The organism is Pseudomonas sp. RC2C2 (assembly GCF_018390435.1).
GTDB lineage: Bacteria > Pseudomonadota > Gammaproteobacteria > Pseudomonadales > Pseudomonadaceae > Aquipseudomonas > Aquipseudomonas donghuensis.
This window is the reverse complement of record NZ_JAHBAX010000002.1, coordinates 1,351,928-1,368,991: the sequence shown is the minus strand read 5'-3', so window position 1 is coordinate 1,368,991 and position 17,064 is coordinate 1,351,928. Positions and strand designations below refer to the sequence as shown.

Annotated in this window: 11 protein-coding genes and 1 pseudogene; 7 read left to right on the top strand and 5 right to left on the bottom strand. The window is 63.2% G+C overall.

From position 1 onward, the window contains the following. Window positions 1-283: 283 nt before the first annotated feature. The 3 genes from KHO53_RS24855 to KHO53_RS24845 all read right to left on the bottom strand — a co-directional run bounded on the left by KHO53_RS24855 (window position 284) and on the right by KHO53_RS24845 (window position 2,215). Window positions 284-928, bottom strand: a complete 645-nt coding sequence (locus KHO53_RS24855; RefSeq protein WP_213571154.1) for a DUF2026 family protein — start codon at window positions 926-928, stop codon at window positions 284-286. A gap of 56 nt (window positions 929-984) precedes the next feature. Beyond that, window positions 985-1,125, bottom strand: coding sequence for an abortive infection family protein (locus KHO53_RS24850; protein WP_232531733.1), 141 nt, complete (start codon window positions 1,123-1,125; stop codon window positions 985-987). Between the two features lie 175 nt (window positions 1,126-1,300). Next, a complete protein-coding gene (locus KHO53_RS24845) occupies window positions 1,301-2,215 on the bottom strand; it encodes a LysR family transcriptional regulator (RefSeq protein WP_159388747.1) in 915 nt (304 codons plus the stop codon). Window positions 2,216-2,414: 199 nt separating this feature from the next. Here KHO53_RS24845 and KHO53_RS24840 point away from each other — a divergent pair, with 199 nt between their 5' ends. From KHO53_RS24840 to KHO53_RS24830, 3 genes and pseudogenes are all read left to right on the top strand, one after another. Continuing rightward, window positions 2,415-3,440, top strand: coding sequence for a zinc-dependent alcohol dehydrogenase family protein (locus KHO53_RS24840; protein ID WP_010225212.1), 1,026 nt, complete (start codon window positions 2,415-2,417; stop codon window positions 3,438-3,440). 516 nt (window positions 3,441-3,956) lie between these two features. Beyond that, entirely contained in the window at window positions 3,957-5,429 is a 1,473-nt protein-coding gene (locus tag KHO53_RS24835; protein ID WP_145959322.1) for a hypothetical protein, read from the top strand. After that, a pseudogene (locus KHO53_RS24830) lies at window positions 5,426-6,822 on the top strand (aminotransferase-like domain-containing protein). Before KHO53_RS24835 ends, KHO53_RS24830 begins: the two are co-directional and overlap by 4 nt. A 17-nt stretch (window positions 6,823-6,839) precedes the next feature. Here the strand turns inward: KHO53_RS24830 and KHO53_RS24825 are convergent. Then, the gene (locus tag KHO53_RS24825) at window positions 6,840-7,724 is read right to left on the bottom strand and encodes a ChaN family lipoprotein (protein ID WP_213571152.1); all 885 of its coding nucleotides are present in this window, start codon (window positions 7,722-7,724) and stop codon (window positions 6,840-6,842) included. 123 nt (window positions 7,725-7,847) lie between these two features. Between KHO53_RS24825 and KHO53_RS24820 the strand changes: the two genes are divergently transcribed. The 3 genes from KHO53_RS24820 (at window position 7,848) to pgm (ending at window position 13,482) form a co-directional block, all read left to right on the top strand. Continuing rightward, window positions 7,848-9,491, top strand: coding sequence for a VRR-NUC domain-containing protein (locus KHO53_RS24820; RefSeq protein WP_213571150.1), 1,644 nt, complete (start codon window positions 7,848-7,850; stop codon window positions 9,489-9,491). After that, a complete protein-coding gene (locus tag KHO53_RS24815) occupies window positions 9,488-11,743 on the top strand; it encodes an ATP-dependent DNA helicase (RefSeq protein WP_213571148.1) in 2,256 nt (751 codons plus the stop codon). Before KHO53_RS24820 ends, KHO53_RS24815 begins: the two co-directional genes overlap by 4 nt. A 101-nt stretch (window positions 11,744-11,844) precedes the next feature. Beyond that, window positions 11,845-13,482 carry a phosphoglucomutase (alpha-D-glucose-1,6-bisphosphate-dependent) gene (pgm, locus tag KHO53_RS24810; RefSeq protein WP_213571146.1) on the top strand — a complete coding sequence of 546 codons (1,638 nt, stop codon included), beginning with the start codon at window positions 11,845-11,847 and terminating at the stop codon, window positions 13,480-13,482. 110 nt (window positions 13,483-13,592) lie between these two features. On the opposite strand, the gene KHO53_RS24805 is transcribed toward pgm, so the two are convergent. Further along, window positions 13,593-14,291 carry a pirin family protein gene (locus tag KHO53_RS24805; RefSeq protein WP_036997041.1) on the bottom strand — a complete coding sequence of 233 codons (699 nt, stop codon included), beginning with the start codon at window positions 14,289-14,291 and terminating at the stop codon, window positions 13,593-13,595. Window positions 14,292-14,480: 189 nt separating this feature from the next. Here KHO53_RS24805 and KHO53_RS24800 point away from each other — a divergent pair, with 189 nt between their 5' ends. Further along, window positions 14,481-16,991: a UvrD-helicase domain-containing protein gene (locus KHO53_RS24800; RefSeq protein ID WP_036997044.1), complete on the top strand. Its 2,511-nt coding sequence runs from the start codon at window positions 14,481-14,483 to the stop codon at window positions 16,989-16,991. Window positions 16,992-17,064 lie beyond the last annotated feature (73 nt).

Below are 17,064 nucleotides of genomic sequence, written 5' to 3'. Positions count from 1 at the left end.
GCAGGGAAAATTGATATTTTCCCCCATTATTGCCCCCAGCCGCACTGAATATGCGAGCGATCGCTCACGGCGATTCCTGACAATATTCAGCATGGCTCCGGGTGGCTTTCGGTGTGCGCCCAAACTGGGGATAGGGTAGGGCACTGATACGCCCAGACGCCCTCCCTCAGTGACCTGAAACCAAAGCAGGTTATGCGTACCCAGTTCTTGTTCGGCCCTGCTAGCGCAAAGTGGCCATAGCGGTTTTGACATGTTTCGGGTAGCTAGCCTAACCCTGTATTGCTTACCAAGAACCGACTACTGACACATCCTTGAGCTTCACGGTGGTCATCTGGCCTTTTTCATCACCCACCGTGATGGTCGGAGGAATTGTTTTCGGCGGCCGCCTATACCAGTCACAGCATCCCTTTATCACGTCACTGAGAAATCGGCTTTCCAGGACTTTCCGCACAAGGTTATCTGTCAGCACTGGATTCGGATCGAAGAAAAAATCACCAGCCTGTTCGAGCTCCATGGGAGATAGATTCATGGTGTCGAATTTTCGCTGAAAGGACTTGGCTGGTGGGGTGAATGCGTGGTGGGAAGATTTAGCAGTCTCAGGAAAAATCGGACTCATAAAGTCGATTAGATAGCCGTCGCACGCAACCATCGCGTGGAAGGCGCTGGGGCTGCTATGGGCTTCGCTCTCTTCAATTGTTGCGAAGCACATGACCTTCGAGTCTTCGACATCCGTCATCAGGCACATTGCGCCCGCGAGGGGGTGAGCCTCCCTCCTATAGTGCTGGCGGAGAATTGCAGCGCCCGCCATGCTGAAGTACCAGCAGGCGTGAGCAGTGTCTGCCTGACACGAGTCCAGCACGCTGCGGATGACACGATGAATCCGCAAATAGTCGAGTAGCGGTATTAGCTCAGGCGATTTCTTACTCATGGTTGTCCTTTTCAATGAGGGTGACCCGGTCCCCCGGCCTCCACCGGTGCACAGAATCAGTAGCCAAGCTTGTTGCTCAGGTAATGAAAAAGCGTTCTGACCGCATTGACGAACAGGAAGGCTTCTGGCGCCTCGATGAGGTGTTCGTTTGGATGAGCGACGCTTCCGTGGTTGCGGACGGTGTTCAGTGCATCCAAAGGGTGACTTTTCGAGAAGGGAACTGTTGGGCGTTAGGCTGGGGGCATCCTTTTCAAACCATCCATAGCATGCCCTCAAATATGGCCCTGGGAGCCTCATCCTCTGGAAGTGGATGGATCTCCATGGACTATGAAAAGGCAGAAATGATCAGATTATCAGCCCGCTCGACAACGACTATAGACTCTCAGGGTCGCCAAAAAACATCTGAATCCTCGACCGTAACCACCGCTCCCCCGGATCATTATCCTGCGACCCGCGCCAAGCCATGTGCAGCTCGAAGGTCTGCACCTCCAGCGGCGGGTCCTCGGCGCGCAGGCCGCCGGCGGCGGTCAGGACTTCGGCGGTGTAGTCGGGTACGGTGGCGATGATGTCGGTGCCGGTCAGCAAACTGCCCAGGCCGTTGAACTGCGGCACCGCGAGGACCACATGGCGCTTGCGCCCGACCTTTTCCAGGATCTCGTCCATGAACCCGCCCAGGTCACCGGCAAACGACACCAGGGCGTGGGGGCGGGCGCAGAAGTCGTCAAGGCTCAGGCTGCCCGGCATGCTGTCGGCCCGCAGTACCTTGGGTTTGCTGCGCCGCAGCACCTTGCGTTTGGCGTTGGCCGGCAGGTCGTTGGTCCAGCTGACGCCCACGGAGATTTCCCCCGAGGCCAGCAGCGCCGGCATCAGCAGGTAGTTGACCCGGCGCACCACCAGGACGATGCCCGGGGCTTCGGCGCGCACGCGCTTGAGCAATTGCGGCAGCAGGGCGAACTCGGCGTCGTCGGACAGGCCGATACGAAACACCGCGGTGCTGGTGGCCGGATCGAAGTCGGCGGCGCGGCTGACCGCGGTGGAGATCGAGTCCAGTGCCGGCGAGAGCAGGGCGAAGATTTCCATGGCCCGCGCCGATGGTTCCATGCTGCGCCCGGTGCGCACGAACAACGGATCATCGAACAGGTTGCGCAGGCGCGAGAGGGCGGCGCTGATGGCCGGCTGGCCGAGGAAGAGTTTCTCCGCCGCGCGGGTCACGCTACGCTCGTGCATCAGGGTCTCGAAGACGATCAGCAGGTTCAGGTCGACGCGACGCAAGTCGTTACGGTTCATCGGCTCGGCTTCACAAGGCGGTTGGGGCAGGGGTGAATCTTACGGGTAAAGGCTGGTACCCTGCACCGCATAAATTGATGAAGGCTGAACTAGCATCAATCAATGACAGGCATGTTGACTATTAATGGCCACTGATGGTCTAACCGTCAAAGCCCGGATAGAGTTCAGGGCATTAGAGGTTCAATTGGCGAGGTTTGCGATGTCCCGCATGATCCGTTTCCACAAGTTCGGCCCGGCCGAGGTGCTCAAGATCGAAGAGCAGGCTCAGGCGCAGCCGGCCGCCGGCGAGGTGCAGATTCGTGTAGAAGCGATCGGCATCAGCTGGTACGACGTGCTCTGGCGGCAGAACCTGGCGCCGTCCCAGGCGCGCCTGCCTGCCGGGATCGGGCACGAGATGGCGGGCGTGGTCACAGCCGTGGGCGAGGGTGTCGACGACTTGGCTATCGGTGACAAGGTCGCCAGCTTTCCGGCCAGCAGTGCCAACGAGCATCCGGTCTACGGTGAAGTCATCGTCATGCCGCGCAACGCGCTGACCCGTTATCCGGACATTCTCTCGCCGGTCGAGGCCAGCGTGCATTACACGCCGCTGCTGATCGCCTATTTTGCCTTTGTCGACCTAGCCCGGGCCAAGGCCGGGCAAACGGCGCTGATCACCGACGCCAGCCACTGCGCCGGCCCTGCTTTCGTGCAGTTGGGCAAGGCCCTGGGCCTGAAAGTGTTCGCCGCGACCAAAGAGGCCGACCAGCGTGACTACCTGATCAGGCTCGGTGCCGACAAGGTGATCGTCACCGAAGAGCAGGACCTGCTCATGCAGATCAACAAGTACACCGACAACCGCGGTGTCGACATGGTGCTTGACGGCCTCGGCGGCCCGCAGATGGCCCTGCTCGGTGATGCCCTGGCGCCGCGGGGCAGCCTGGTGCTGTACGGCCTGCAGGGCGGCAACCAGACGCCGTTCCCGGCCTGCGCGGCGTTCCAGAAGAACATCCAGTTCTTCGTCCATTGTATCGGCAACTTCACCGGCAAGCCGGAACTGGGCATCAGTCAGGACCAGGTGGCGCTGCAGCGTGCCCTGCGCGATATCAACCAGTTCACCGCCGACAAACTGCTCACGCCGCTGATCATCAAGACCTATCCGTTCGAGAAAGTGGTCGAGGCACATCGCTACATGGACGAGTGTCCGTGCGGCGGCAGGCTGGTGCTGGACCTGTCGTTGCCCGGGTAATACGCGCAACGAAACGCAACAACACTGAAGCCCGAGCCGTGACTCGGGCTTTTTTGTGGGTATTTCCTAGGCTGGTTTCGGATATTTCCACGGTGACTTTTCCCGGTGTTACGACAGTATTCTTGCTATGTTCAAACAAGAGGAAAAGTGCTGTGATGTTGTCTGAATAATAACTGTTGGGTGGCAGGTTCTGAATTGTTTTTTTACCCTGATCTGTATCTTTTATTCGCCCGGCAACGCCCGATAATAGTTCGTCAATGGTCGTCTCATGGAGCGAGGCAAGATGGGTCGTAAGCCGAGGGTTAGAGACGTTGTGCTGCCAGGCTGGGGAGGGGGAGCCAGGAGGAATAATAGTTTCTGAAGTTATTTTCCGTAGGAGGTTGTAGGAAGTTTCTTAGGATGAATTTTGTTTATCCTCCTTTGCTGATTGAAAGTTCTTCGCTGGGGTATTTTTCTTTCAGGTCGCCATATTCTGAATAGCGGGTATGTGTTATGGGCAGCATTCACGATCAGGCCATGCAATATATTTATCAGCAAGTGTTGCAGCGCTTGCTGGAGCACTTGTCACAAGCCCAGCGGGCGTCCTTGCAACTGCTGATACAGCGCTTGATCGTCGCAGCCGGCGGTATCGAACGCATTGGCGGGTTCAAGCTGATGTTCACCCAGGATGGCAGCCAGAATGCCAGCCATGCGCTGGCCTGCCTGCGCGCGGCGCAGTTGAGCATTGCTGCGCGGTCGCCGGGTACGTTTCAGCTGCGCGTTGCCGTGGTCCGCCAGCCGGGCATGAGCGCTACGGCGGTGAGCAATATCGAGCACGGCTTCTCGGCGTTGTTCCTGCATGACGACCCACGGGTCGAACTGTTGATGCTCGTCGATCAGCAGTTGCTGCCTTTTGACAGCCGGCACTGTCCTTCTGCCAGTCAACAGCAGGCTGAACGTCATGAACTGCTGCTGTTCGGTCATTTGCTGGCAGGGCTGCCACGCGCAGGTTTTGGCAGCCATGGCTACTTGCGCCTGGCCGAGCTGTGTCGCCAGGCCCTCGACTGGCGTGGCGGCGTCGACGCCATCATCAGCGCCCAGCCGCTGCTTGAGCGCAGGCGCTACCTTGCCTGGAGCCGCAGGGCCCTGCGTGAGGAGGACCTGCTGAGCATCAGGCCTATCCACAGTTGCGCCGCCTCACTGTGCGAGGGCTTGAGCGAACTGCGGCGGCGCTACCTGGAGCAGTTGTACGGCCAGGCGAAAACCTTCCCTCAGGCCGCGGTCGGTGACGTGTGTGCGCCGGCGATGCGCTTCATCACCATCGATGATCTGGTTCACGACCCCGACGTGCCCCATGACGAGCGCTTGAACCGCTTCCTGGGGTATCGCTTTGATGAGCAGTATTACGCCTGCGCACGCTCGGGCACGGCCAATCCGTTGCTGCTGGCGCACCTGAGCGGGCTGCATGCGCAGTTCATCGAAGACAGCGATTACCGTGAAGGTGTCGATGCCTACCTGCGCCAGGCGCGGTTGCTGATGCAGCGCAATGGTCTGCCGCGAGCCGTGCAGGTTCGCGTGTTGGGCCGCTGGCAGAACGCCGAGCAGTTGCAGCAACGCCGGGCCCAGGCCAATGAGTTTGCCTTGCAGGCCTATGGCCTGAGCGAGGCGCAACTGGTTTGCCAGCTGTTTGCGCCATTCGTCTCCCGTGGCTTGCGGCTCGAGGTATTTCTGCGCCGCTGTCATCCCGGCATGCTGGTGGCGTTGCCCTATCTGCACAAGGCGTTGCAGCAGTTGCCCGCGCCTGAGCCGGTGGTGCAATGGATGATCGACATCAGCGGCCTGAGTTTGCCACTGCTGCAGATGCTCTATCAGCGAGAGCCGCAGCCCAGTGCCCGGCCGCGTTCGCTGCTGGCGCGTATTCAGGGCCGCGGCGCGGACCTGCAACACCTGCGCCTGGCGCCGACGGCATGGACCTGGCTCAAGGCCGAGCAGCCTGGCGGCCATGGATGAAAGCGCCGGCGCACGGCGAGTTCGCCTATCGGGCAGTGTACCGTTACCTGGTCGAACTGATTGCTCAGATGGCACCGGGCAGTTACAGCAAGCTGCCTTCGCTGCGTGACCTTGCTCAACGCCTTGACGTGTCGATTTCCACGGTGCAGTACGCCTATTCACTGCTCGAGCATGAGGGCCGGGTACAGCCGGTGCCCAAGTCCGGCTACTTTGCCAAGGTGCCGGCACTGGACGGCCAGCCGCGCAGTGGCGGTGATTTGCTTCAGGACCTGCAGGAGCATGCCAACTCGCCGCAGATGCTGGTGCTCAGCGGCGGCCAGGCGCAGGCCTTGCCATCGATCGAGGCAACGCTGTTGGGTGTCGAGCGCCAGCTGTTGCGTCAGTATCCGCGGCTTGCCGGTGCGCCCCAGCCATGGGGCGATCTGCAGCTGCGCACCGCCCTGGCGGCGCGCTACACCCGCTCGGCGCAGCTGTACTGGAGTGCCGAGGATGTCTACCTGGCGCTGGATGTTCGTTCGTTGCTGGAGACCACCCTGGCGGCCCTTGAGTTGCATAACAGTGCGGTGCTGGTCACCACACCCTGTTCCTGGCGTCTGTTGCGGGTGTTTCAGGCCGCCCGGATTCGGGTCATTGAACTGCCCTTGGGCCCTGAGGGTGGCCTGGACCTCGAGCAGCTCGCCCGGCTGCTACGTGAAGAGCCGGTGCGCCTGGCCATGCTGTCGTCACGCCTGAGTGTCCCGCAGGGCAGCCTGATGCCGGAGGCTGACCGCAAGGCCATGGCGCAGCTCCTTGACGTGCACGGGGTGTGGTTACTGGAGAACGACCTGGAGGCCGAGCTGTGCTTCCAGCCTGCGGCGGCGGGCTATCTGCGCGAGCTGGTCGACCCGCAACGCTTGCTGGTGTTCTCTTCGCTGGAGCGCAGTGTCGGTGCCGAGGCGCCTTATGCCTACCTGCTGTCCCGGAACTGGCATGGGCCCTTGCACCGGCAGTTTCTGTTGCGCGGTTTTCGCTTGCCGCCCTTGCGCCAGCAAGCGGTAGCACGTTTGTACAGCAAGGGCCGCATCGACCGGCACCTGGAACAACTGCGCTTGCGCTTGCACGAGCGCCTGAGCCACCTGTACCGGCAGATGCAGCTGTACCTGGGGGCCAGTTGGAGTTCCAGATGCCGGCGGGTGGCGCCTGTATCTGGGTGCGGGCGCCGGTGGATACCCGGCCGTTGTTCCATCGTTTGCTGCAGCAAGGCCTGGTAATCGCCCCGGGCGAACTGTTCAGCTTGCGTGGCGACTTTCGTCGGCATTTGCGCCTGGGCTGGCCGCTGGGGCCGCAAGGGGACCTGCAGTACGGCCTGAGCATCCTCAGTGACGAGCTGCGGCGCACCCAGCAGGCCAGCTGAGCCCCCGCGCATCGGCGTCAGCGGCGCAATGTCGCGCAGTAGTCCTGTTCCGGTTGCGCGGCGGTGTACCAGACAAAGTCCGCGCTTTCGGCGCTGACGGTCTTGCCGGCCTCGGCCAGTATCAGCACCGGGTCGCTGCCGGGTGCTCCCAGGTCGATCAGGTGCAGCGGTACGCCCAGGTCCTTGCGCACATGGAATGCCCCGGCCAGTAACAGCGCCGGGCTGGGCGCGGCCAGCAGGCGTTCGGCCATGCGCCGGTCGCGTTGTTGCTGCACCGCCAGCATTGCCGGCATCTGGGGCTCGGGCAGCAAACCGCAATGGGACGAGCGAATGTCAGCGAGCAGGGTGGCTTGAACCTGTTGGGTGGTGGAGGCGTGGCCTTCGAGCGTCGGGTGCTGTGTATAGACCTGCATTACCTGCGCCCGGTCCAGGTTGGCGGCCAGCAGGGCATAGGGCTGGCGCAGCGCATAGGTCACCAGCGGTCCGTACAGGCTCCAATCCCAACCGGCTTGCCAGGCCAGCGCCTGGATCGGGTCGGCAGGTGGCTGCCCTGCGCGCGATGCGGCCTGCACGGCATCGACCCGATTCTGTTGGTCGGGGTTGAGCATTTCCAGCAACAGGCTGCCTTGCGGGCGCCGGGCTGCCAGTTCGCGCAACAGCCACAGTTGCAGGGCGTGATGGTCGGGGTTGTCGTGCTGCTCGCCGACCAGCACCCGTGGTGCCGCAGCCAGGCGCTCGACCAGTTGCTGCGGGGTCAGGGTACGGCCGCTGGCCAACTCGCGGATCATGCCAACGTCGGCGTGATCGCGCCCATGGGGCGCTATCGGTGCCGGTGGTGGCAGAACCTGATGGGATTGGCAGGCAGCCAGCAGGCCGACCAGGCAGAGCAGTCCTATGCGCATGGGATTTCCTTGTCGTCATGGATCGTAATCGCCAGCAAGAGCCTACGTTGGTCGCACGCAGGTTGCCAGACCAATGAGTCTGTATGTATAACCAGTGTTCCAGTTGCCAGCCCGTACTGTCCCGTGATCGCTCATTCCGTCGACGACCCGTTCTATTACCTGCACAACTTCCAGCAAGTGCTCGACTGGATCGAGTTGCGCTATGCCGACCTGCTCGACGACCAGGAGCAGGCCTTCATCCGCCAGTTTCGCCAGCAACCGCAGGCAGCCCGGGCTTTATTGGTGCGCATGGTGATGCGCAAGGGGCTGCTGTTTCGCCCGAGCAAGCTCGACTACGCCGAAATCGGCCCGGCACAGGCAGCGTTGGCGCCCTTGCTGGCTCTGGGCTGGGTGGCCGATGACAGCCTGCTGAGCCTGGAGCAATTGTTCCATCTGCTGCGCAAGGACGAGCTGGCCAGCAGCTTTGCCGAGTGGCTCGAGCGCCCGCGGGCCGCCAAGCGCGAGCTGCTGGCCCAGCTGCAGGCACTCGATCTGCAGCCCCGGCCGCTGCAGGCATGGCTGCCCGGCTTCGATGAGCCGATCATCGAGTTGCGCCTGCAGGCCTTGTGTGACCGCTTGCGTCTGCTGTTCTTCGGCAACCTGTACCAGGACTGGTCGGAATTCGTGCTCGCCGACCTTGGCCTGCTGCGTTACGAGCAAGTGGCCTTCAGCGACGACTCGCGGGCGTTGCGCAAACGCAGCGATATCGATGTCGCGCTGGCCTTGCACCAGTGCGCCGAGTTGCTGGAGCAGGGCGTGGCCCTTGAGCAGGTGGTCGAGCACATCGAGTGCCTGGACAGCGACAACCCCTGGTTGCTGCGCCGGCGCTCACGGCTGCTGTATCAGCTTGGCCAGCACAGCGAGCGCCTGGCCGACTGGCAACTGGCCTTGCGCATCTACCCGCGTAGCCAGCATCCGCAGGCGCGCATTCGTCAGGTGCGGGTGCTGGAGCGTAGCGAGCAGTGGGCACAGGCGTTCGAGCTGGCCTCGCAGATTGCCCGGCAACCGGCCAATGGCCTTGAGGTCCAGGCCCTGGCGCGGATGTTACCGCGTTTGCAGCGCAAGCTGGGCGGGCCGGCGCAGCCACGGCGGGCCAAGCCGCAGGTCAGCCTGGTCGAGCTGCAGTTGCCGGCCGAGCTGGCGGCCCTGGGGGTGGAGCAGGCCGTGCAGTTGCACCTGGGGCAGGGCGGTGGGCAGGTGCATTACGTCGAGAACGGCCTGTTCAACAGCCTGTTCGGCCTACTGTGCTGGGAGGCGATCTTCGCACCGTTGCCTGGCGCGTTTTTCCACCCGTTCCAGAGCGCGCCGCAGGATTTGCATGACGCCGAGTTTCACGGGCGCCGCAGCGAGCTGTTCGCACGTTGCCTGGGGCAACTGGACGATGGCAGCTACCGGCAGACCATCCGCCGCCATTTCATCAGCAAGCAGGGCCTGCAATCGCCTTTCGTTTATTGGCAGCTGCTCAGCGAAGCGCTGCTTGAGCAGGCCCTGGCCTGCCTGCCCGCGGCGCACCTGAAAAGCTGCTTCGAGCGCCTGCTTGACGACATCCAGGGTAACCGTTCGGGCATGCCCGACCTGATCCAGTTTTGGCCCGAGCAGCAGCGCTACCGCATGATCGAGGTCAAGGGCCCGGGCGATCGCCTGCAGGACAGCCAGCTGCGCTGGATCGAGTTCTGCGCCGGGCACGGCCTGCCGGTGGAAGTCTGCCACGTGCAATGGGCACCATGAGCTACCGTGTGGCGGTGCGGGCGCTGTGTGAGTTCAGCGCCAAGGTCGGCGACCTCGACCTGCGCTTCACGCCGTCGCCCACCGCCGAGGAGGGCATCAGCGGCCATCGTCGGGTAGTGGCCGGACGGGGTGAGGGGTATGAGACCGAAGTCAGCCTTGAGGGGCAGTACGCGACCTTGCAAGTGCGCGGCCGTGCCGACGGTTACGATCCGCGGCTCAATCGCCTCGAAGAAATCAAGACCTACCGCGGCGACCTGGCCCGCCAGCCCGACAACCACCGGCAACTGCACTGGGCCCAGGCGCGGGTCTACGGTTGGTTGCTGTGCCAGCAGCGCCAGTTGCCGGTGTTGCGCCTGGCGCTGGTCTACCTGAATGTCGACAGTGATGAACAGACGCTGGTCGAAGAACAACGCAGCGCCCAGGAGCTTGAGCAGTTTTTCAATGGCCAATGCGCGATCTTCCTGCACTGGGCCGAGCAGCAGATGCTGCGTCAGGTTTCGCGCAATCAGGGCTTGCAGGCCCTGGCATTCCCCCATGGGCAGTTTCGCCAAGGCCAGCGCGAGCTGGCCGAAACCGTGTACAAGGCGGTCAGCACCGGCCGCTGCCTGATGGCCCAGGCCACCACCGGCATTGGCAAGACCCTCGGCACCCTGTTCCCGTTGCTCAAGGCGATGGCCCCCCAGCAACTGGACAAAATCCTCTTCCTCACCGCCAAAACCCCTGGCCGTGCCCTGGGGCTGGAGGCGCTTCGGCAGGTGATGGCCAGCGCTACCCCGCCTGCGCTGCGCAGCTTGGAGCTGGTGGCCCGCGACAAGTCCTGTGAATACCCCGGCACGGCCTGCCATGGTGATGCCTGCCCGTTGGCCAAGGGCTTTTACGACCGCCTGCCCGCAGCGCGCCAGGCCGCCCAGGCCGTGGCAGTGCTGGACCAAGCGGCGCTGCGCGAGGTGGCCCTGGCCCATCAGGTCTGCCCCTATTACCTGGGCCAGGAGATGGCCCGGTGGGTCGATGTGCTGGTGGCCGACTACAACTACTACTTCGACCAGAGCGCCTTGCTGTATGGCTTGGCCCAGGCCAACCAGTGGCGCCTGGCGCTGCTGGTGGACGAGGCGCACAACCTGGTCGAGAGGGCCCGGCAGATGTACAGCGCCAGCCTCGACCAGGGCCAGTTGCTGGCCCTGCGCAAGCTTAAGCCCGCAGGCCTGAGCAGCGCCCTGGACCGTCTCAACCGCCAGTGGAACGCCCTGCACAAGGAGCAGGTGGCGCCTTATCGGGTGGTTGACGGCTTGCCCGAGGCGCTGCTCAGGGCCTTGCAGCAGTGTGTCGGGGCGATCCAGGAGCAACTGAACCAGAACCCGACCGGCATTGACCCGGCTGTGCTGCAGTTCTTTTTCCAGGCGCTGCAGTTCACCCGCGTCAGCGAGTTGTTCGACGAACACTTCCTGTTTGATATCAGCAAGCGCCCGGGCCCGGGCAAGCGTGCCTTGTCGACCCTGTGCCTGCGCAATGTGGTACCCGCAGCGCTGATCGGCCCCCGGCTGGCGGCAGCGCGCAGTGCCACGCTGTTTTCCGCGACCCTCAGCCCGCGCCACTACTACGCCGACCTGCTCGGCATGCCAGCCGATTGCGCCTGGCTCGAGGTCGCCTCTCCGTTTGCCGCCGAGCAATTGCAGGTGCAGGTGATCAGCAGCGTCTCGACCCGATACCAGCACCGGGAAGCCTCCCTGGCACCGATCGTCGAGCTGATTGCCGAGCAATATGGGCGTGCGCCGGGCAATTACCTGGCGTTTTTCAGCAGCTTTGAGTACCTGCAGCAGGTCTCGGCCTTGTTGGCTGCGCGCTATCCGGCCATCAGCCAATGGCGCCAGGCACCGGGCATGGATGAGCAGCAGCGCCAGGACTTTCTCGAACGTTTTGCTCCCCAGGGCCAGGGCGTGGGCTTTGCCGTGCTCGGCGGGGCCTTTGCCGAAGGCGTCGACCTGCCCGGCACGCGCCTGATCGGTGCGTTTGTCGCCACCCTCGGGTTGCCCCAGGTCAACCCGGTCAACGAACAGATCAAGCTGCGCATGGCCCGGTTGTTCGGCGCGGGGTTCGACTACACCTACCTGTATCCCGGGGTACAGAAGGTCATTCAGGCGGCAGGACGGGTGATTCGTGGCACGCAGGATCGTGGCACGGTATTGCTGATCGATGACCGCTTCGCCGAAGCCCGTGTACAACGCATGTTTCCGGCCTGGTGGGCGCCACAGTAGAAATAATTGCCACGCCAGGGATCGTCACCGTCGCAAGCTTGTCAAAGTGCCAGTAAACTGCCTGTTTTCATTACCCTGAACATCCTTTCTTGAGGTTTTGCATGAAGCTCAGTCCTTTGGCGGGCAAACCGGCCCCGGCCTCCGTGCTGGTGGATATCCCGCAACTGTTGACCGCCTACTACACCGGCCAGCCCGATGCCAGCATCGCCACCCAGCGCGTTGCCTTCGGCACCTCCGGCCACCGCGGCAGCTCTCTGGAGCTGAGCTTCAACGAACACCACGTGTTGGCCATCAGCCAGGCCATCTGCCTGTACCGTCAGGCCAAGGGCATCGATGGCCCGTTGTTCATCGGCGCCGACACCCACGCGTTGTCGACCCCGGCCGCAGCAAGCGCGCTGCAGGTCCTGGCGGCCAACGGCGTTGAGGTCATGCTGTCCAAGGATGACGAGTACACCCCGACCCCGGCGGTGTCCCATGCCATCATCTGCTACAACCGCGGACGCAGCAGCGGCTTTGCCGACGGTATCGTCATCACCCCGTCGCATAACCCGCCGCAAAGCGGCGGCTTCAAGTACAACCCGCCCAATGGCGGCCCGGCCGACAGCGATGTCACCAAGTGGATCGAGGCCAAGGCCAACGAGCTGCTGGCGGTGGGCCTGGCGGGCGTCAAGCGCATCTCCCATGAACAGGCGCTGGCAGCCAGCACCACCCATCGTCATGACTATGTCGCCAGCTATGTCGCCGATCTGGAAAACGTCATCGATTTCGACGTGATCCGCAGCGCCAACCTGCGCCTGGGCGTCGACCCGCTGGGTGGGGCAGGGGTGCGCTACTGGTCGGCGATTGCCGAGCACTACAAGCTGAACCTGGAAGTGGTCAACACCGAGGTCGACCCGACCTTCCGCTTCATGTCGGTCGACTGGGACGGACAGATCCGCATGGACCCGTCTTCGCCGTATGCCATGCAGGGCCTGATCGGCCTGCGCGAGCGTTTCGACGTGGCGTTCGCCTGCGACCCGGACCACGACCGCCACGGCATCGTGACCCCGAACGGCCTGCTGGCGCCGAACAACTACCTGGCCGTGGCCATCGACTACCTGTTCCAGCACCGTCCGCAATGGCGTAGCGACGCCGCCGTGGGCAAGACGGTGGTCAGCAGTGGCCTGATTGACCGCGTCACCGCGCGCTTGGGGCGTCGTTTGTTTGAGGTGCCGGTGGGCTTCAAGTTCTTCGCCGACGGTCTGTTCGACGGCTCCCTGGGCTTTGGTGGCGAGGAGAGCGCCGGCGCCTCGTTCCTGCGCAAGGACGGCAGCGTCTGGACCACTGACAAGGACGGCCTGATCCCGGCGCTGCTGGCGGCGGAAATCACTGCCCGCACCGGCCGCGACCCAAGCCAGGCCTATACCGAACTTACCGCCAAGCTGGGCGAGCCGTTCGCCACCCGCGTCGAGGCCAAGGCCAACCCGCAGCAAAAGGCCCTGCTGAGCAAGCTGGCACCCGAGCAGGTCAAGTCGACGATGTTGGCCGGTGAACCGATCGAGCAGATCCTCAGCCATGCGCCGGGCAACAACCAGGCCATTGGCGGCCTCAAGGTGATGACCGCCAACGGCTGGTTCGCGGCGCGGCCGTCGGGGACCGAGGACATCTACAAGATCTACGCCGAAAGCTTCATCGATGAAGCGCATTTGCAGCGCCTGGTGGCTGAAGCCCAGGAACTGGTGGATGCGGCGATTGCCTGACCGCTAAAAGCATCGCTGGCAAGCCAGCTCCCACAGGTGTTGCAAATATCTGAGAGATATCACCTGACCTGTGGGAGCTGGTCTTGCCAGCGATGGGCCGCATAGCGGCCCTAGGCTACATCGACCAGCACGATCTCGCTGTCCTGCACCGCCGTCACCCTGAGCACCGGCTCGTCCTCGATCGCCACCCCGTCACGGGCTTCGGCGCGCAAACCGTTGATTTCAACCTGGCCCTTGGCCGGCACCAGGTAGCCACGGCGCCCGGCTTCGAAGCGGTACTCGGCGGTTTCTCCTGCCTGCAAGGTCGCTGCCACCAGGCGTGCATCGGCACGAATCTGCAGGCTGTGCTCGTCGCCCTCGCGGCCACTGGCCAAGGTCACGAAGCCTTCACCGCGCTCGCCTTTGGGGAACGGCCGGGTCCCCCAGGAAGGCGCCTGGCCAACGCGCTCAGGGACGATCCAGATCTGGAAGATGCGCGTATCGACCTTCTCCAGGTTGTATTCGCTATGGGTGATGCCGGTGCCGGCACTCATCACCTGCACGTCACCGGCCTCGGTGCGGCCCTTGTTGCCAAGGTTGTCCTGGTGGCTGATGGCGCCTTCGCGCACATAGGTGATGATCTCCATGTCGCGGTGCGGGTGCGGCGGGAAGCCGCTACCCGCAGCAATCAGGTCGTCGTTCCAGACCCGCAGGTTGCCCCAGTGCATGCGCGCCGGATCGTAGTACTCGGCGAACGAAAAGTGATGATGGGCATCGAGCCAACCATGGTTGGCATGGCCAAGGCTCTTGAATGGGCGCAGTTGCAGCATGTTGGCTCTCCTCGAAAGGTAGTGGATGGAGGAGATGATCTATCAAATAATGATCGAAAATAAGCGTAAATTTCGGCTGAATACAATCAATATTGTCGATATATAGAGCTAGGGTAATTTGTACGCTTCATCGCCTAATTTACTGATCTGCAAGCAATCGGCTGGTGATTTTTGCCCGATGGAGCGAACATGGCCGCTGGTTTTCATTGTGTTGGAGTCGGTGTGTCTGAAGAGCGTCCCAAGCTACCCCTGGAGTTGATTGCGCCCGCGCAGCTGCCGTGGCTGCGTCGCCTGGCCGCGCGCCTGCTCGGGCGTGGCCTGAGCCACTTGCAGGCGCAGCATCGCGATTCCTGGTTCCAGGGCCATGCCAGCGGTCAGCGCACCGGTCATGCCGATGGCCTGCGCGAAGGCTACGAAGAAGGGCGGATCGACGGCTATGAGGCCGGGCGCCAGGTCCTGGTGATCCGCGACACCCGCCCCGACGCTCACGCTGTGCCCGGGCTGGACGACGCGCTGTTCGATGACTGGCGCCTGGCGCTGACTGCCGAGCTGAAGAAACGCTTCAAGGCCGACGTTGCCCAGCGCCTGCCGGCCCATGCCCAGCCAAGCGCGGCGCAGTGGAAGATGATCTTCAGCGACACGCCGTCAACCTGCGTGATTGCCGGCGCCGGCGCCGGCAAATCGACCTCGCTGGTGCTGCGCATCCTGCTGCTGCGCCATTACCTGGGCTACGAGCTGGACGCCATGACCGTGGTGACCTTCACCCGCGAATCGCGCAAGGATTTCATCAATCGCCTGGTCCAGGTATTTGCCCTGTGGCAACTGGACCTCAGCCAGGCCCAGGCCCGTGAGCTGGTGCGTACCTTCCATTCGCGCATCTTGCCGCTGGTGCGCAGCTTGCCGGGCTTTAGCCAGGTGCGCGCGTTCGAGACCCTGGGCAGCGAAATGCCCGGCGGCAGCGAAGCCAGCGCCGAGAGCAATCCGTTCGACCTGCGCATCAACGATGCCCAGCGTCAGCAGCTCAACCTCTGCTATCGCGACCTGCTGGGCAGCAGCCCGCGCTTTGCCGAGCTGATCGCCAGCCTGCGCCGCGAGGCCCTGCAGCTCAAGGCGCTGGACCGTGATCACCCCGACGTGCAAAAGCGCGTGGCAGTGACCCAGCTGTCCGCCAGCCGCGACGAAGAGCTGTGCGACACGCTCGAAGACCTGTGGTTCGCCGCCGGCGCCTGGCCGATCAAGGGCATCGAACCGAGCCGCGAAACGGTCGAGATCAACGGCAGCCGTTTTCATTTCCACGGCCATATCGCCGAGTTGGACGCTTATGTCGTGCTCGGCTTCGACCCCAAGGAAAACCAGCAGTACAAGCGTCCCAGCGCCAAGCTGCCGGTGTGGGCGGAGTGGGTGATAAAGCGCACCCTGTTTCAAGCTTTCTGTGATAAGCCTGTGATTTGGCTGGAAAACTACTCTGCTGCCAAGCGCCTGGCTTCGTCCCTGGCAGGCGATGCGGTGGCTGGGCCCGGCTTCGATTACAAGGTCAAGGGTGAGCTTGCCGCAGCCCCTTTGCTGGATGCCTTTGTCGGCGCCGCCGGCTTTATCGAGAACCTCGGGCTTGAGGTCAACACCGCAGTCGCCGCCATGAGTTTCCCGGCGGGCGACAACGATGCGCTGTTCTTCGAAGCGCTGGGCCTGTACTGGAAAGCCCTGGAAGCGCACCTGCTTGGCCAGTCGCCGCCGATCATGAGCTACAACCGCATGTTCGCCCTGTTCGGCGAGAACAACCCGGAGAATCTGCGGCTGTTGCCCGATCCGCTGTTACGGCCGTTGGCGCACCTGATGATCGATGAGTTCCAGGACGTCTCGCCGCAGATCGTCTCCTGGCTGCGCGCCTGCCTGCGCGAAATCCGCCGCCGCGGCCCGGCCATGCAGGTCGGGCGGGTGGCGCAGCATTCGTCGTTGCTGTGCGTGGGCGACGACTGGCAGTCGATCTATGGCTGGCGCGGCAGTTCGCCCAAGTACTTCATGGAGTTCGCCAAGGAGTTCCCGGCGCCGAGCAGCACCCGGGTCATGCTCGCCGACAACTACCGCAGCCATCAGCACATCATCGATGCCGCCGAGCACATCGTGAAGTCGGCCCCGGCTATCAGCGGCAAGAAAGCCAGGGCGTGCGGACCGGCAGCCGAAACGCCAGTACCGGTCAAGGTGCTTGAGCGTGACGAGGCGAGCCTGGCCGAGACACTGCTGGAGCATTACCGCAAGGGCGAGTCGGTGATGTTGCTGTACCGCAAGAGCAGCGACAAGGCGGCGATTGCCGACCATTTGCAGGCATTGGTCAACCACGAGGCCGGGTTGCCGGCGGCACAACGGCGCCTGCGCCAGCTGACTTATCACAGCGCCAAGGGGCTACAGGCCGATGCGGTGTTCATGCTCGGCGATTGTCAGCACCTGACCAACTCACCGTACAAGAACCAGGTGTATCGCCAGGCAGGTCTAGGCCGCAACGGCGATGCCCAGGCGTTCGACAACGCACAGAAGGACGAGGTGTTGCGCCTGGCCTACGTGGCCATTACCCGGGCGGCGAAGCACTGTTACTGGTATGTCGAGAAGCCGACGGCAGAGGCGGCCAACCTGCCACGGGCGTCGAGCCAGGTGGATGGGCGCAAGGTGTTCTTCGAGGATGGGCGGGAAATGGCCCGCAGTTGATTTTGGCGCTGCCTGGATTACGACCGCTGCGCGCTCGATCGCTGGCAAGGCCAGCTCCCACAGGTTGTGCGGA

What these genes read in the sequence shown, in the direction of transcription:
- KHO53_RS24805 (WP_036997041.1), bottom strand. Translation starts at nt 14,291, where the DNA reads ATGCTGCAACTGCGCCCATTCAAGAGCCTTGGCCATGCCAACCATGGT.
- KHO53_RS24815 (WP_213571148.1), top strand. Translation starts at nt 9,488, where the DNA reads ATGAGCTACCGTGTGGCGGTGCGGGCGCTGTGTGAGTTCAGCGCCAAG.
- KHO53_RS24855 (WP_213571154.1), bottom strand. Translation starts at nt 928, where the DNA reads ATGAGTAAGAAATCGCCTGAGCTAATACCGCTACTCGACTATTTGCGG.
- KHO53_RS24800 (WP_036997044.1), top strand. Translation starts at nt 14,481, where the DNA reads ATGGCCGCTGGTTTTCATTGTGTTGGAGTCGGTGTGTCTGAAGAGCGT.
- KHO53_RS24845 (WP_159388747.1), bottom strand. Translation starts at nt 2,215, where the DNA reads ATGAACCGTAACGACTTGCGTCGCGTCGACCTGAACCTGCTGATCGTC.
- KHO53_RS24840 (WP_010225212.1), top strand. Translation starts at nt 2,415, where the DNA reads ATGTCCCGCATGATCCGTTTCCACAAGTTCGGCCCGGCCGAGGTGCTC.
- KHO53_RS24825 (WP_213571152.1), bottom strand. Translation starts at nt 7,724, where the DNA reads ATGCGCATAGGACTGCTCTGCCTGGTCGGCCTGCTGGCTGCCTGCCAA.
- KHO53_RS24835 (WP_145959322.1), top strand. Translation starts at nt 3,957, where the DNA reads ATGCAATATATTTATCAGCAAGTGTTGCAGCGCTTGCTGGAGCACTTG.
- pgm (WP_213571146.1), top strand. Translation starts at nt 11,845, where the DNA reads ATGAAGCTCAGTCCTTTGGCGGGCAAACCGGCCCCGGCCTCCGTGCTG.